Below are 15321 nucleotides of genomic sequence, written 5' to 3'. Positions count from 1 at the left end.
CGGAGGGCTTGCCCGACGCCGCGCGCAGGCTGCTGGTGCGCGGCGGCTTCTTCAGCCCGTCGCTGGAAGGCGGCTTGCCGCTGTTGCCGCTATGCAGCCCAAGTTGGCGCTCAAGCTCCGCCACGCGCGCCAAAAGCACCGCATTCTGAGCACGCAATTCAGCGATGATCGCCTGGTAGAAGGCAACATCAGCCGGAATATCCGGTGCAGCAGGAGGTGCGGGCGATGCCATACACACCTTGACTCACACTTGCCCGTAGTCGGTCAAATGCCGGAGCAGAACACACCTGGGCAGTTACCAAAAAAGAACCAAAAAACTCTTATGAATCGGGGATAAACCTTGCATCGGCATTGCGAGCCCTTGCGAAGCAATCCAGCCCTGACGCAAACATCGGCAAACTGGCAGACAACGACGTATCGATCTCTGCACGCATTCAGCCAAGTGAAACGCGGGGCTAGCACAACGTTCCGTTCCATGTACGATGGGCACCAGTGACCCCGACGGTCTTTGCCTGCGCCGCCAACGGCGGAAGCGATATCAACGGCATTGAGGAAATTTCATACTGTGTAGGTTTTCCGTCGAAATGAAAAAACTTTTTGCTCTGCTTGCCTGCACCATCGTCCTCGGCGGTGCCGCAACGCCGTCATCATTCCTGAACGGAAGCCGTGCGAAGCTGCTGCAAACCCTCAGATCGAACCACGTTCTGGTTCCAGGACGGCGACTGTTACGCCTGACCTATCTGTGCAGCGTCGAACTCGGCAATCAAAAATACCCCATCATCGACATCTTCGAGAGCGTGCCCGGCGCGATGGAGACCAAAGGCATCGCCAGACTCGAACTCCTGAGCCCCAATCTCAAGCCCGTTCAGTCAATCCCCTACGTCCCACCGACAACACCCTTGTTCTGTAAACATAACAGTGTCTATTTCCAAGGCAATGTGTTCGTCGATCAGGCGAACGACAGCGGCAACGAAATCAGCTTTCTGTTCGGTGGCCAAGGCATTGCAGTTCACACGGTTGCCGCCAACACTCTGCCCGCACCCATGAGCAAATAGGCCACTATCACCACGAGCATCAGTCCATGCCCCTCCACATCGGCCTCCTAACCTTCCCCCGCGTCCAGCGACTCGACCTCACCGGCCCCTATGAAGTCTTCGCAACCCTCCCCGAAACCACGATCCACCTGATCTGGAAAACCCTCACCCCCATCACCGCCGCCACCGGCCTCATCCTCACCCCCACCACCACAATCACCGACTGCCCGCCCCTCGACATCATCTGCATCCCCGGCGGCATCGGCATCAACGCCCTGCTGACCGACGAAACCATCCTCGCCTTCGTCAAAACCCAATCCAACACCGCCCGCTACATCACCTCGGTCTGCACCGGCGCCCTCCTGCTCGGCGCCGCCGGCCTGCTCGCCGGCAAACGCGCCACCACCCACTGGTCCGCCATGGACTTCCTCCCTGCCTTCGGCGCCATCCCCACCCAATCCCGCGTCGTCCGCGACGGCAACATCATCACCGGCGGCGGCGTCACCGCCGGCATCGACTTCGCCCTGACCCTCGCCGCCGAACTCGCCGGCCAATCCGCCGCCGAAACCATCCAACTATCCCTCGAATACGCCCCCGAACCCCCCTTCAACGCCGGCACCCCCGAAACCGCCCCGCCGGAAGTGCTGGCGGCAACCCGCGCCCGTGGCGCAGCCAGCCGCGCAGAGCGGGAAGCGATCATCGAACGGATCACCTTGGGCGCGCCATAAACCCCACCACCGCAGCAAAACGCCAACACAAGCCGAATACGCAACCAGTTCTTTTTTTGCGAAAAATCACGTTTGTGAGGCAATCGAATATTTGACCGGGCCTTTGAGGGGAGCATGGCAGCGCGGCGTCATCATCGTGACGCGACGGCCATTCAAAGGCCGCGGACATTTTGCGACCGAAATTTTCAAACGTTTATTCTATTAACGAATTCGTAACATCGAGTTGTTACAAGAACGATGAATGGATTGAACGCGCCGGCAGGACCATGAGCCGCTGCCCGGCAGTTTCTGGCCGTGATCGCAGGGGGACGTATTTTGATTAAGCGTTGGTTTCGATCAAAATTAATGAACGCAAAAATATCCAGTTTAGATGCATTACGCACAAACGTGATGATTGCGGACGAAAACTTAAATATCACGTACATGAACCCGGCGGTTCACGATTTATTAAAGGGCGTCGAAACTGACCTGAAAAAAGATCTGCCACGGTTCGATATGGCCACCCTGATTGGCAGCAATATCGACATCTTCCATAAAAATCCCACCCATCAGCGCACCATGCTGGCTAATCTGCGCGAGCGCCACAACGCGACCATCTGGGTTGGCAAACACGCCTTCGATCTTTTGGTGACGCCCTTGCGAAAAGGCAATAAATCGATCGGATACGTGGTCGAATGGTCCGATGCCAAGCCACGCCTGCTCAATTACGATTACGCGGCCCAGATGACGGCGATCGGCCGTTCCCGGGCGCGAGTGGTCTTTTCGACCGAAGCCACAATCATCGAAGCGAACGAGAATTTTGCCGCCGTTTTTGGATACTCCAGAGACGAACTGATCGGGATGAAACACAGTAGTTTCATCGATCCCGCCTACCGTGAAAGCGAAGAGTACTCCAAATTCTGGAAAGATCTGAACCGGGGCGAATTTCAGGAGGGCGAGTTCAAGCGCATCACCAAACAAGGGGATGTCATCGCTGTGCAGGCGAATTACAGTCCAATCCTCGATCAGTCCGGTAAAGTCATCAAAATCGTGAAATTCGCGAGCGATGTGACCAAGCGGGTCTACGCGGTCACCGAAATTGGCAACGCCCTCAGGGCGCTCGCCGGAGGTAGTCTTGAGCAACGCATTGAACACCCCTTCATTCCCGAACTCGACAACCTCCGAACCGATTTCAATCAGGCGCTCGAAAAGCTTGAGCGGACGATGCAGGCTATTGCGTCGAACACCCAAAGTGTGCGGAGTGGCGCCCGGCAGATCACCCAAGCCTCCGATGATCTGTCCCGCCGCACGGAACAGCAGGCTGCCAGTCTCGAACAAACGGCGGCCGCACTGGAGCAGATCACCGTAACCGTGCGCAAAACGGCGGAAGGCGCTGTCGGTGCCTCCAATGTCGTGGCCGAGGCTAAGCAGGACGGCGAGCACTCTGGCCAGGTTGTGTCTCAAGCCGTTGAGGCGATGAAAAGTATCGAAAAATCCTCCCAGGAAATCAGCAACATCATCGGCGTCATTGATGAAATCGCTTTCCAGACCAATCTTCTGGCACTGAATGCCGGAGTTGAAGCCGCCCGCGCGGGTGACGCCGGGCGCGGCTTCGCCGTGGTCGCTTCTGAAGTCCGGGCGCTGGCGCAGCGGTCCGCCGACGCCGCAAAGGAGATCAAGGCTCTCATCTCCGCATCGGGACGGCACGTCACAACCGGCGTCAAACTCGTGGGCGACACTGGCGAGGCCCTCGCGCGCATCATTGAGCGCGTCAGCCAATTGAATAATGTCGTGACCGATATCGCCGCATCGGCTCAGGAGCAATCAACCGCCCTGCACGAAATCAACACAGCAATCAATCAGATGGACCAGACCACCCAGCAAAACGCCGCAATGGTCGAGCAAAGTACCGCCGCGAGCCACAGCCTCGCCAACGAAGCAGAAGAACTGTCAAACTTGGTCGGACAATTCACCATCGGTAATACCGACCATACTCAATCACCAAACGCCCCCCGCCGCCGCGCACCCGTCGCCAAACCCTTGGCGGTGCCCCGTGGCATGGCTGACCGCATGGTCCGCGCCGGCTAATAATCGAGGCGGTGCCGGAAGTCGTATTGGGTGCAGGCGATGATGTCCCTGCAAAAATTGCCAATCGAGATGGCTCCAGCGCTTCGGCCATCGGGTAAACAACTATATGACGTCTCTCCCTTGACCTCACTCTCCCATCGGCCCGATCCGCCACAACACAGTCCGCCGGTACGCCAACCACCCCACCCCGCCCAGCCCAACCGAGCCACCCACAGCGGCCGCAAATAACCCGACTCCCGGCGCGCCCAGCCGAACGGCCACAACCAAAGCAACCGCGGCCACAACCGGATCAACCAGCATCAGCACGCGAAACACCATCACGGCCGCAGCGCCATATGACGCCATCCAAACCGCCCACACAGTCAGCGGCACTGCTAGCACCCAAACCACCGGCGCTCCCTGCACAAGCACCGAACCATGATCGGTCAGCATCAGCAGCGCCACAACCAAACACAACGACTCCAAATAAACTGACACACTCGCTGCGAAAATCGCCTTGTCGGACCGCAATCGCAACCATTCCGCCGAATCACGCCGCGAAACCTTCATCCGCTGCCGGCCCATCCCAAACCTTTCGGGGGCGTTATGTCCCGGCACGCCATCAACGCATCACATCAGCCCGTCACGAGCGGGCGATGTCCTAACCACCGGGCCGGTCATTGCCACCAAATCTCCCCCAGCACCTCTGGCCGTCATACACCGTCTGCGCTAACGACCCACTGTATCCGTCATAGGCGAAGCCCATATGTACACCGACTCTGACCTAACCGATGCCGTCCAGGCCGGTGTGCTGACCCCGCAAACCGCCGCGGATTTCCGTGCCTTCATCGCTCATACTCGCGCCCCCGCCAGTGCCGATGAAGAACAATTCCGCCTGCTCACCGGCTTTAACGACATTTTCGTCTCCATCGCCACAATCCTGGTCCTGGTCGGTGTGGGCTTCGTCGGCGATCGCATCGCCAGCGCCACCGGCACTGGCCTGGCGGATGCCGCCACGGCCTGGGTCCTCGCACTCTATTTCACCGCCCGCCGCCGCATGGCTTTGCCCAGCATCGTCCTGCTGTTCGGTTTCCTTCTTGGCCTGGCTTACGCGGTCTTTGGCCTTGTCGGTGCCCAATTCCCCTGGTGGCTCGTATTCCACCAGCAGGCCTTACTCCCGTCACCACGCAGTATGCCGGAATTTGTCGTTTTTGCCGCCGCCGCCGTCGTTACCCTCGGCGCCTGGCTGCACTGGCGTCGCTTCAAAGTGCCGATCACCATTGCCTGCACCACCGCCACCACCCTTTTCGCCGCCGCCACCCTGGTCATCATCCTCATCCCCGGCGCGGACAAATTCCCTGACACACTCACCCTCATCGCCGGTCTCGCCACCTTCGCCTACGCCATGCGCTGGGATCTCAGCGACCCCACCCGCACCACCTACCGCGCGGATGTCGCATTCTGGCTCCATCTTCTCGCCGCCCCGCTTATCGTCCAACCTATCTTCGATGCGTTGCACCTGATGATCGGCGGCGTTGTTGAACCGCCCACCGCCGCGCTGGAACACGGTGCCATCGCCGTCGTCCTCTATCTCATCCTGATCATTGTCTCGCTTGCCATCGACCGCCGCGCCTTCCTGGCATCGGCCCTGATCTACGTCGTCGCCGCCCTCAACGAAATCTTCCACGCCTCAGGCGTCGTCAGCAGCAATCTGGCCGTCATCGGCCTCGCGATCGGTGCCGCTTTGCTCTTCCTCTCCGCCTTCTGGTCCCAGTCCCGCGCCCAGACCCTCCGCGCGCTCCAGATCCTCCACGTCCCGAAAATCCTACTCGACAGCTTGCCGCAGCCGCGCTAACAAAATGAGTTAAGAAAATTCTTAATCTTTGAATTTAAAACAAGAAAAATTCGAAACGAATAACATTTTTCTTGCCCACCCCCCACCCACCCGGCCTATAAACGCGTGTGACCACGCCCCGCCCGGCCCTGACCGCCACCCAGAAAACCCAATGCATCCGCGCATTGCTGGCAGTCCTGTGCGACCTGATGCTCGCCCTCTGCGATGCCGCCGGCATGCCCGCCATGCTCCACCGCGCGATCCGCGCCTATTTCGCCGCGTTGAACGAGCATTGCGCTGCCATCCTGGCTTACGCCCCAGCCCGAGCGCCTGACCCTGCAACCATCCGCCCCCACCCCGTCGCCAAGCGCCGAGCCATCCGGTCACGGCCGCTTCAGCGCATCCGCCCGCGCCGGAAATCCCCGCGCGTTGCACACGCCCATCCCGCTACCGACATCCCTTACTCTTGGCGGGTGCCCACTCGGCAAACCGGCGATCGGGCAGAGATCAAACTGGTGCGGATCACGAACGGTTCCCACACGAAAACGGGGCCGCCTTTCGGCGACCCCGTACCGTTCGTTCAATCAGATTTGATCAGGCAGCCATCGGCGCGTAGCGCTTGTGGCCCTTCACGTCGTAGCGATCGAGCATCATCACCTTGTCCCACGCCGCAATGAAGTCTTTGACGAAACGGTGCTGACCATCGCTGCCGGCATAGACGTCGGCGATCGCGCGCAACTGCGAATTCGAGCCGAACACCAGATCGTTCCGCGTCGCGCGGAACTTCGGCGTATCGGTCGCGCGGTCCTTGAGCACGAAATGCATGGCCGTCTCGTCGGTCTTTTCCCAGACCAGATCGGTGTCGGTCAGGTTGACGAAAAACGCGTTGGTCAGGACCCCCACCTGGTCGGTGAACACGCCGTGATCCGAGCCGTCATGATTGACGTTCAGCACCCGCAGCCCACCGGTCAGAACCGTCCACTCCGGTGCGGTCAGTTTCATCAGATTGGCCTTGTCGAGGAAAAATTCCTCGGGCGCCGTGCCCTGCGAAATCTGCTTGAAGTCGTCGTCGATATAGTTGCGAAATCCATCGACGATCGGCTTCAACCACGTGAACATTTCAATGTCCGTCAGCGCTTGCGTCGTATCCACGCGACCCGGGGTGAACGGCACGCTTGCCGGAACACCGGCGGCCCGTGCCGCGATTTCGACGGCGACACACCCGCCCAGCACGATCAGATCGGCCAGCGAGATCTGTTTGCCGGCCGCCTGTTTGCCGTTGAAATCGGCCATGACGCCACGCAGTTTTTCAACCACCGGTGCCGCGCGGCGATTGACCGCCCAGTCTTTTTGTGGCGCGAGCGCGAGGCGAGCGCCGTTTGCACCACCGCGCTTGTCGCTGTCCCGATACGTCGTCGCCGCCGAGATCGCGGTGAACGCAAGGTCGGACACCGACAATCCGGTTGCCATGATCGCCTGCTTCAACGTGGCGATTTCGGCATCGCCGACCAGCTCGTAGTCGCGCTCAGGCAGCGGGTCCTGCCAGAGCAGATCGTCTTCGATCTTCACTTCCGGGCCGAGGTAGCGGAACTTCGGTCCCATGTCGCGATGGGTCAGCTTGTACCAGGCCTTGGAAAACGCCTGGGTAAAGGCATCGAAATCCGCGAGGAATTTCTCGCAGACTTTCCGATATTCCGGGTCGAGCTTGAGCGCGATGTCGCTGGTCATCATCATCAGATCGTTCATCTGACCTTTGACATGGGCATCGGGCGTTTTCGGCGCGTTGGGGTCGGTCGGGGTCCATTGCAGGGCGCCGGCCGGGCTTTTGGTCTGCTGCCATTCGAATTTGAACAGGTTTTCGAGATAGCTGTTGTCCCATTGCGTCGGGTTCGGCGTCCAGCTGCCCTCGATGCCGTTGGTCATGGTGTATTGCGCGAAACCCGGACCCTTGGGATTGTTCCAGCCCAGACCCATCGCCTCCATCGGCGCGATTTCGGGCGGCGGCCCGACCTCGGCGGCCGAGACCATACCATGGCTTTTGCCGAACGCGTGACCACCGGCGATCAGCGCCACGGTTTCCTCGTCGTTCATCGCCATGCGGGTGAACGTGATCCGGATGTCGCGCGCCGAGCCGAGCGGATCACCGTTGGCGTAGGGGCCTTCGGGATTGACGTAGATCAGCGCCTGGTGCGAGGCGGCGAGCGGGTTTTCGAGGTCATAATCCGCATCGCCGTTTTTGCCGCGCCAGCGCTTGTCGCGAGTCACCATGCTGTCGAAGCTGGCCACGTCCTTCGGGTCCCAGATTTCCGGGCCCCAATAGGTGGCGTTATCAGCCTCCCACGCATCGAGCCGGCCGCCGCCGAACCCGTAGGTCGGGAAGCCCATGATCTCGAGGGCGCAATTGCCGGTCAGGATCATCAGATCGCCCCAGGACAGGGCGCTGCCGTATTTGTGTTTGATCGGTTGCAGCAGGCGGCGCGATTTATCGGTATTGCCGTTATCCCACCAGCTGCTGATCGGGGCGAAGCGCTGCATCGCGGTGCCGGCGCCGCCGCGGCCATCCGCGATCCGGTAGGTGCCCGCGGCGTGCCACGCCATGCGGATCATCTGCGGGCCGTAATTGTCATAATCGGCCGGCCACCAGGCAACCGGGGTCGTCAGGAATTGCTTGATGTCGCGCTTGAGGGCGGCGAAGTCGAGTTTCGCGAATTCCGCCGCGTAGTCGAAATCAGGGCCGAGTGGATCGGCGGCCAGGCCGTTCTGATGCAGCAACTCCACTCTGAGCCGGTCTGGATACCAGTTTTCGAGGGTTGGGGGCGTGCCGAACGCACCCCCCACCCGGTCGCCGCCGAAGGGGCATTTGCCGGTCATGTCGTGGGTCACGGTGTTGGTTTTATCGACCATCATATCGTTCATCGAAATCTCCTTGCGTCGAATTGGTCACTGCCGTTTGGATCTTGCATCCAAACGCCAGCGCGTTCGCCTGCGTTCGAGGTAATGAGCGTGCTTGCCCTCTACAACCCTGCACGGATGGGTTGGGCTGTCCGGAGGTCGTTTTGCCCGCTCTACAATTCTTAACGGCGGCGTAATGCGTCCGCTGGCGGGATCGTGCCCCGTTTCGCGCGGATATTGGGCCGTCGGAGGGGAGACACTGGATTTTTGGGTGACGAAACCGCACAAAATCTGCTGCGGCGCGGCCAATTCTGTATCAAACCTGCGGCTAAGCGCCCAAACGCGCGGAGTATGAAAACTGAGCGCGAGGTTTGGTTCCAGCCGGCCGCTACAGGTGGCTGGCTCCCGATTCACCCAAAAACGTATGCGCTGTCATTTCGCACGCCAGGAATTTTTCTGCAGGCGTCTTCGGCCTTATCATCAGCTTCCAAGGGCCGAGCGTCGGTGCGGTCGCATTTATATTTGCAGCGATATTTATTGGCGTGGCAACTTGAATACTGTCGTTCCTTCATAGTCGCCCTTGGGCCGAGCTTGACAAGCCCTTGGTCAGCGGCCGATAAAAATAGGATATAGAGTCATCGATTTCGGGGATTAGGAACTTTCGCGAAGAATAGTTTTTGCTGTAAACAAATGGTTTATGACCTTGGCGTAATCGTTCGCGTGCTCCAACGCCATGCGGACCGCACGCTCGCGGACCTTGGGCGAATATTTCTTCGATGTCTTTCGCTTCTCCATAGCTCCGTCCTCTCAGGAGTTAGGTGCTCCGGCAAACCCGGCGCGGTTCATCAGGTCCAACCGCAGGCGCGACCGGGTGTTCGGACTTGACTGCGGCTTTCGTGGCGGCGAGCACCTTGTAGGTCACCAGTTTCAGACCGTCGTTGATGACGAACCAGACCAAGGCATAGGCCCAGACGAAGCCGGCCCACTTCCAGCCGAGCGGCGCCATGAACAGGCCGAACACCGCGATCAGCGTGGCGGCAGTCTGGGTGCCGAACACGGCGATCAGCAGGATCGGCGCCGGCCGGATGGACCAGAACGGTCCGCGCGTCCGGGAGAGAAAGATCGTCAGATGCCCGGCGACCGAGAGCATCAGGTACATCAGCGTCTGCACATGCGGCCGATTGAGATGAAATACTTGATCGCCGTGATAGAACAGGCCGAAGGCGGCGATCGGGCCGATGACGCCGAGCACCGTGGCGATGCTCAGCACCGTGCGCATGTCCCACGCCTCGGGCTGGTTGCGATACTGAACGTTGTCATACGCGATCGACAGGATCGCACCGTCATTGAGCAGCGCCAGCATCACGATCATCACCGCGGTGAGCGGATAGAAATTGAAGACCAGGATCGCCGACGTCATGAACAGGAGCACCCGCAAGGTCTCGGCGATGCGGTAGATCGCGTAGCTGTTCATGCGCTGGAAAATGCGTCGGCTCTCCTTGATCGCGTCGATCACCACCGATAGCCCCGGTGTCAGCAGCACGATGGCCGCGGCGGCGCGCGCCGCGTCGGTCGCGCCGGAGACGGCGATGCCACAATCGGCCTTTTTGAGCGCCGGTGCATCGTTCACACCGTCGCCGGTCATGCCGACGATATGGCCGTGCTTCTGCAACACATCGATGATGTGGAACTTATGTTCGGGGAACACCTGGGCGAAGCCATCAGCCGTTTCGATCAGATTGGCGACCGATTGGCTCTCCTGCTTCTTCGAATCGCCCAGACTGCCGGCATCGAGAATATTCGTACCCATGCCGAGCGTCTTGGCGGTTTCCTGGGCGATCGCGAGGGCATCGCCAGTGACCATTTTCACCGTCACGCCCATACCGCGCGCCGCGGCGATGGTTTCCTTCGCATCCTCGCGAGGCGGGTCGAACAGGGGAAGGACGCCGACCAACCGCCACTTGCCGTCGCCCTCGGCCCGGGCGACGCCGAGGGCGCGAAACCCACGCGCGGCGAAGTCGTTGACAGCTTGGTCGACAGCTTTCTTCACCGCGGCGTCGTCGACCAGGGCGAGAATGACCTGCGGCGCCCCCTTGGTGACTTTAAAGGTCTTGCCGTCCTTGTCCTTCACCGTGGCCTCGGTACGCTTGTGCACCGGGTCGAACGGTTTGAAGCTGGTCTGCTGATATGCATCCAGCGCGTCCTTGCCGTTCAGCCCGGCCAGGACGGCGAGATCGATCGTATCGTTGTCATCGGCCCTTGATGCCAGCGCGCCGTCCAGAATGACCTCGTCGGCCGCGACCCCCTTGGCGCAGTAGGGATTGCCCAGACGCAGCTTGTTCTGGGTCAGGGTGCCGGTCTTGTCCGCGCATAATATATCCACGCCCGCCAGTTCCTCGATCGCGACCAGCCGGCTGACCACGGCCTGTTTGCGGGCGAGCAGGCGGGCACCCACCGCCATCGTCACCGACAGCACCGTCGGCATCGCTACCGGGATCGCGGCCACGGTGAGGACCAGGGCGAACTGCAAGGTGGTGAGGATTGGATCGCCGCGATAGATCGAGATGGCGATGATCACCGTGACCAGCACCAGTGCCAGCACGATCAGGTAATCGCCGATCTTCAGCACGGCGCGCTGGAAATGGCTGACGCTCGGCTTCGATTGCACAAGCTCCGCGGTCTTGCCGAAATAGGTCTTGGTGCCGGTGGCATAGACCAGGGCGCTGATCTCGCCACGGCGCACGATCGATCCGGAAAACACCGGATCGCCCGGTTTGCAAGTCGCCGGCAGTGATTCACCGGTCAGGGCGGATTGGTCCACCTCGATCGGGTCGCCGTCGAGCAGGCGCGCATCGGCGGGCACGATATCGCCAAGGCGCATCCTGATCACATCGCCCGGCACCAGCACATTCGCCGCCGGGTTGCCCCACTTGCCGTCGCGCAGGACACGCGCCTTGATCGCGAGGCTGGCCTTCAGTGCGGAGATTGCGTTTCCGGCCGCCCGTTCCTCCAAGAACCCCACCATCGCGTTGGCGAGCAGCAGGACCAGGATGATGAAGAAATCCGGCCAGTGCCGGACGACGCCGGACAGGATTACCGCGACCTCGATCATCCATGGAATCGGTCCCCAGAAATAGCTGAGGAATTTCAGCAATGGGTTGGTCTTTCGCTCCTTGATCTCGTTGGAACCGTATTTCGCGAGGCGCTTGTCGGCCTCGGCCTGGGTCAGGCCATCAGGTGAGGAGTCCAACCGTTTCTCGACCTCGGGCAAAGCCAAAGTCTTCAGATCGTCCGCACTGCCCCCGGACGGGCCAGCAGTCGCAGAGCCGCCCGCCTTGACCGGATGAGTCGGCCCGTCGTCCCCCGGCGACCGGTCAACGTCGCCGTTGATCGCGAGCTTGGCGATCGGTAATGTCTTCATGTCTTCGACCTTTCGCGAGACGACGATGAACTTGGCAATTCAGCAGACATACTGCGGGAAATCGGAGCAAATATTTCCACTTGGCATATCGTATTTTTATGAAAATATATTTTTATCTATACCAAGAGATGCCGACGTATTTATCAAGCTATCGCCGTGTAACCTAAATATACTTACGATTTTTTATAAGATTTTATTTCGATAACCAATGACACATCGCTTCCACGTTCCATTGTCCGTCTACGAGCCGGGAATCCTGTAAATGGCGTTCACCCGAAGCGAAAACAGACTCGGTAATTACCTACACCGTAGCCGCCTTCGAGACGGTCCAATCTATCGCGCAGCCGATGGCGATGGTCGGTCTACAATTGAAGCCGAGATTTTCCTGGTACCGCGACTGTGCATCATTAAAATTGAGATACGGGGAGGGCAAACGTCTGACGACAACAGTTAATGGTGAGACAGGTTGTCATCGATACCTGCGCTCAGATCGGCTGGAATACGTCAGGAAACGTCTGAACCCATCTCCGCGGTTGGCCATCAAGCGTCGATCACATCCAGCGTCTATTTTGGTTCAAGCACGATGAAAGTGGCTTCAACAGATCTTCCTGAAAACGATCCCGATGCCTATGCATCATTGGTCAATGACGCATAAGCCTTTCTGAATCGGCAGCATTGAGAGATTGTCTTGGAAATCGCGGAACATGACGGGGCGGTCGGTTGCCGCACGGCGTGCGGATGCGTCGAGGAGGGCAGCGAGCGGTACGGGGTGGAGAGACTGGCCGGGCGTAGCGGCCTGATCGGCGCCTGACATCGCACTGGCGTGGAACCGGGCCTCGGCACGACCGCCGTTGGTTTCGCGGGCACCGTGGGGGGCGGATTTATCGGCCCTTTTGCTGGCAGCAGGGTGGCTGGGTTTATTCATGATCGGGCGGTGACCACACAATTCACATCAGGTCAGGACATTCCGGTCCCCAAGCCATGAGCGGCGCTCGGATCAGTCTTCCTCCAGATATTTTCAACCTGCTCGGGCATGTTGAATGCCAACGCCTTGACCGTTACCCTCGTCGTCGGGGAAACGTCGACCGCCCGCGCGTCGCCCCGGCCGTTGGCCAAACCAGGGAGGAAAATTCGATGCCCCATGTCAGTAAACACCCCGAAACCCAGGTCCTGCACGCCGCGTGGCGGGCCGATCCTGCAACGGGTTCGGTCGCCGTGCCGATCCACCAGACCACGTCCTACCAGTTCAACAGCACCGAACACGCGGCGAGCCTGTTTGCGCTGCAGGAGCTGGGGAACATCTACACCCGCATCATGAACCCGACGACCGACGTGCTGGAGCGCCGTCTCGCCGAAATCGAGGGCGGTGTGGCGGCACTTGCGGTCGCCTCCGGCCAGGCGGCATCCGCATATGCGATCAAGACGCTGACCCGCGCAGGCGAAAACGTGGTTGCCTCGACCGATCTCTACGGGGGCACCTGGAACCTGTTTGCCAACACGTTGCGTGACCAGGGGATCGAAGTCCGTTTCGTCGACCCCGCCGATCCTGAGAATTTCCGCCGCGCGACCGACGACAAGACGCGCGCCTACTACGCCGAGACGCTGCCGAACCCCAAGCTCGCCGTCTTCCCGATCGCCGAGGTTGCCGCCATCGGCCGGCCGCTCGGAATCCCGCTGATCGTCGATAACACCGCCGCCCCGCTGCTCTGCCACCCGTTCCACCATGGGGCGGCGATCGTGATCTATTCGCTGACCAAATATATCGGCGGTCACGGCACCTCGATCGGCGGCGTGATCATCGATTCCGGCACGTTCGACTGGGCGGCCCTGCCTGCCCGGCAGCCGCTGCTCAATACGCCTGATCCGTCCTACCACGGCGCGATCTGGGTCGAGGCGGTCAAGCCGCTCGGGCCGGTCGCCTATATTATCCGTGCCCGGACCGTGATCCTGCGTGACGAAGGGGCGGCGCTGTCGCCGTTCAATGCTTTTCAGCTCATCCAGGGGCTCGAGACGCTGCCGCTGCGGATCGCCCGGCACTGCGACAATGCGGTGAAAGTCGTCGAATTCCTCGCGACGCACCCTTCGGTCACCCGGGTGATCCACCCGAGCGTTGCCATCGGTGAGGCGCGGCGCCGGGCCGACACCTACCTGAGCGGCGGCAAGGGTGCCCTGGTGGGGTTTGAACTCGCCGGCGGTGCCGCGGCCGGCCGCGCTTTTATCGAGGCACTGCAGATGTTTTACCACGTCGCCAATATCGGTGATTCGCGCAGCCTCGCCATCCATCCAGCCAGCACAACGCACTCGCAACTCTCGGCCGAGGAACAGGCGGCGACCGGCGTGACGCCGGGGTACATCCGCCTGTCGATCGGTCTTGAACACATCGAGGACATAATCGGCGATCTCGACCAGGCTATTGCATCCGTCAGCGCGGTGAAGCGCGACTGATCGGAACGGGCGGCCGGCAGCGCCAGCCGGCCGGACGGTACGCCCGCCTCGATCGGGCCCGATCACGACCGCATGCGCGCCGTTTGCGCGGCGGGGTGGTGAATGCGCCGTCCCGTCCCGGATCAATAATGGACCGACTGGACGATTTATTTTATTGGGTGGCCAAGCTGAATCGCATAACGATTTTCGGGGGGTAGGTTGTCCACCATGCGGCAAGACAGGGACGCTGTGTTCGACGATGTCCTCGCATTGAGGGCGCTTCAGCTGGACCGGTTGAAAGCCACTGCCGCGCATGCCTATCAGAACAACAAGCATTACCGTCATGCGTTCGACCACGCTTGCGTTACCCCGGACGATCTTACGTGCCTTTTGGCTGTGACAATCGATTTTGGCCCACTTGTGCTGATGAATTCTGGCCCACCTCCGGGGGTTGGACAGGCAGTGCCGCCCCGCGGGGCGGCACTGCCTGTCAGCGGTTGTTTTTCTCCTTCCTGTTCATGATTTGCTGGCCGTCCGTTGCGCCGTGGTGCGACGGAAGCGGTAGGAGTCCGTGCCGGTTGTGATGATGTGGGCACGGTCGGTCAGGCGGTCGATCAGCGCCTTGCACAGGCGCGGATTGGGAATGACCTGCGACCATTCGGAGAACGGCAGATTGGTGGTGACGATCACCGCTGCCTTCTCCGCCCGGTCGGCGATCACCTGGAACATCAACTCGCACGCGGTCTCCGCCAGCGGCACGTAGCCGAGCTCGTCGATGCAGATCAGGTCGAGCCGTTCCCAGCGGCCGAGTGCGCGGCTGAGCTGGTTGGCGTGCGCCGCCTCAGCCAGTTCGTTGATCATCGCGGTCGCCGTGGTGAACCGCACCCGCCGGCGCTGACGGCAGGCGGCCACGCATAACCCCGTCGCCAGATGCGTCTTCCC

12 protein-coding genes are annotated in these 15321 nt (G+C 60.6%); 5 read left to right on the top strand and 7 right to left on the bottom strand.

The features are described 5' to 3' along the window. Nucleotides 1–232 (bottom strand): DUF6444 domain-containing protein (locus BW994_RS20035; protein WP_408736046.1); only part of this gene is annotated, 232 nt, incomplete at its 3' end. 352 nt (nucleotides 233–584) lie between these two features. Here BW994_RS20035 and BW994_RS17380 point away from each other — a divergent pair. The 3 genes from BW994_RS17380 (at nucleotide 585) to BW994_RS20485 (ending at nucleotide 3829) form a co-directional block, all read left to right on the top strand. Beyond that, nucleotides 585–1055 (top strand): hypothetical protein, encoded by a 471-nt coding sequence (locus BW994_RS17380; RefSeq protein WP_029314308.1) that lies wholly within the window; start codon nucleotides 585–587, stop codon nucleotides 1053–1055. A 26-nt stretch (nucleotides 1056–1081) separates the two neighbouring features. Further along, a complete protein-coding gene (locus tag BW994_RS17375; RefSeq protein ID WP_029314307.1) occupies nucleotides 1082–1762 on the top strand; it encodes a DJ-1/PfpI family protein in 681 nt (226 codons plus the stop codon). Between the two features lie 345 nt (nucleotides 1763–2107). After that, nucleotides 2108–3829 (top strand): methyl-accepting chemotaxis protein, encoded by a 1722-nt coding sequence (locus tag BW994_RS20485; protein WP_139334195.1) that lies wholly within the window; start codon nucleotides 2108–2110, stop codon nucleotides 3827–3829. A 126-nt stretch (nucleotides 3830–3955) separates the two neighbouring features. Here BW994_RS20485 and BW994_RS17365 read toward each other — a convergent pair whose 3' ends face one another. Then, on the bottom strand, nucleotides 3956–4378 hold the full coding sequence (locus tag BW994_RS17365) for a hypothetical protein (RefSeq protein WP_139334194.1): 423 nt from the start codon (nucleotides 4376–4378) through the stop codon (nucleotides 3956–3958). 196 nt (nucleotides 4379–4574) lie between these two features. Between BW994_RS17365 and BW994_RS17360 the strand changes: the two genes are divergently transcribed. Further along, complete coding sequence (locus BW994_RS17360; protein ID WP_029314002.1) at nucleotides 4575–5663, top strand: hypothetical protein; 1089 nt, start codon at nucleotides 4575–4577, stop codon at nucleotides 5661–5663. Nucleotides 5664–5758: 95 nt separating this feature from the next. Here BW994_RS17360 and BW994_RS19765 read toward each other — a convergent pair whose 3' ends face one another. The 4 genes from BW994_RS19765 to BW994_RS17340 all read right to left on the bottom strand — a co-directional run bounded on the left by BW994_RS19765 (nucleotide 5759) and on the right by BW994_RS17340 (nucleotide 12880). Beyond that, complete coding sequence (locus BW994_RS19765; RefSeq protein ID WP_156038193.1) at nucleotides 5759–5935, bottom strand: hypothetical protein; 177 nt, start codon at nucleotides 5933–5935, stop codon at nucleotides 5759–5761. Nucleotides 5936–6236: 301 nt separating this feature from the next. Then, complete coding sequence (katG, locus tag BW994_RS17350) at nucleotides 6237–8549, bottom strand: catalase/peroxidase HPI (RefSeq protein ID WP_408734964.1); 2313 nt, start codon at nucleotides 8547–8549, stop codon at nucleotides 6237–6239. Between the two features lie 799 nt (nucleotides 8550–9348). Then, nucleotides 9349–11955, bottom strand: coding sequence for a plasma-membrane proton-efflux P-type ATPase (locus BW994_RS17345; RefSeq protein ID WP_081849226.1), 2607 nt, complete (start codon nucleotides 11953–11955; stop codon nucleotides 9349–9351). 634 nt (nucleotides 11956–12589) lie between these two features. Continuing rightward, the gene (locus BW994_RS17340) at nucleotides 12590–12880 is read right to left on the bottom strand and encodes a hypothetical protein (protein WP_029314008.1); all 291 of its coding nucleotides are present in this window, start codon (nucleotides 12878–12880) and stop codon (nucleotides 12590–12592) included. Between the two features lie 209 nt (nucleotides 12881–13089). Here BW994_RS17340 and BW994_RS17335 point away from each other — a divergent pair, with 209 nt between their 5' ends. Next, nucleotides 13090–14400, top strand: coding sequence for an O-acetylhomoserine aminocarboxypropyltransferase/cysteine synthase family protein (locus BW994_RS17335; protein ID WP_029314010.1), 1311 nt, complete (start codon nucleotides 13090–13092; stop codon nucleotides 14398–14400). A gap of 495 nt (nucleotides 14401–14895) precedes the next feature. On the opposite strand, the gene BW994_RS17330 is transcribed toward BW994_RS17335, so the two are convergent. Beyond that, a partial coding sequence (locus tag BW994_RS17330) for an ATP-binding protein (protein ID WP_175612138.1) occupies nucleotides 14896–15321 on the bottom strand: 426 nt, incomplete at its 5' end.

The sequence above is a fragment of the Acidiphilium rubrum genome (genome assembly GCF_900156265.1).
GTDB classification, from domain to species: Bacteria; Pseudomonadota; Alphaproteobacteria; order Acetobacterales; family Acetobacteraceae; genus Acidiphilium; species Acidiphilium rubrum.
This window is presented reverse-complemented; position numbering and strand designations above follow the sequence as displayed.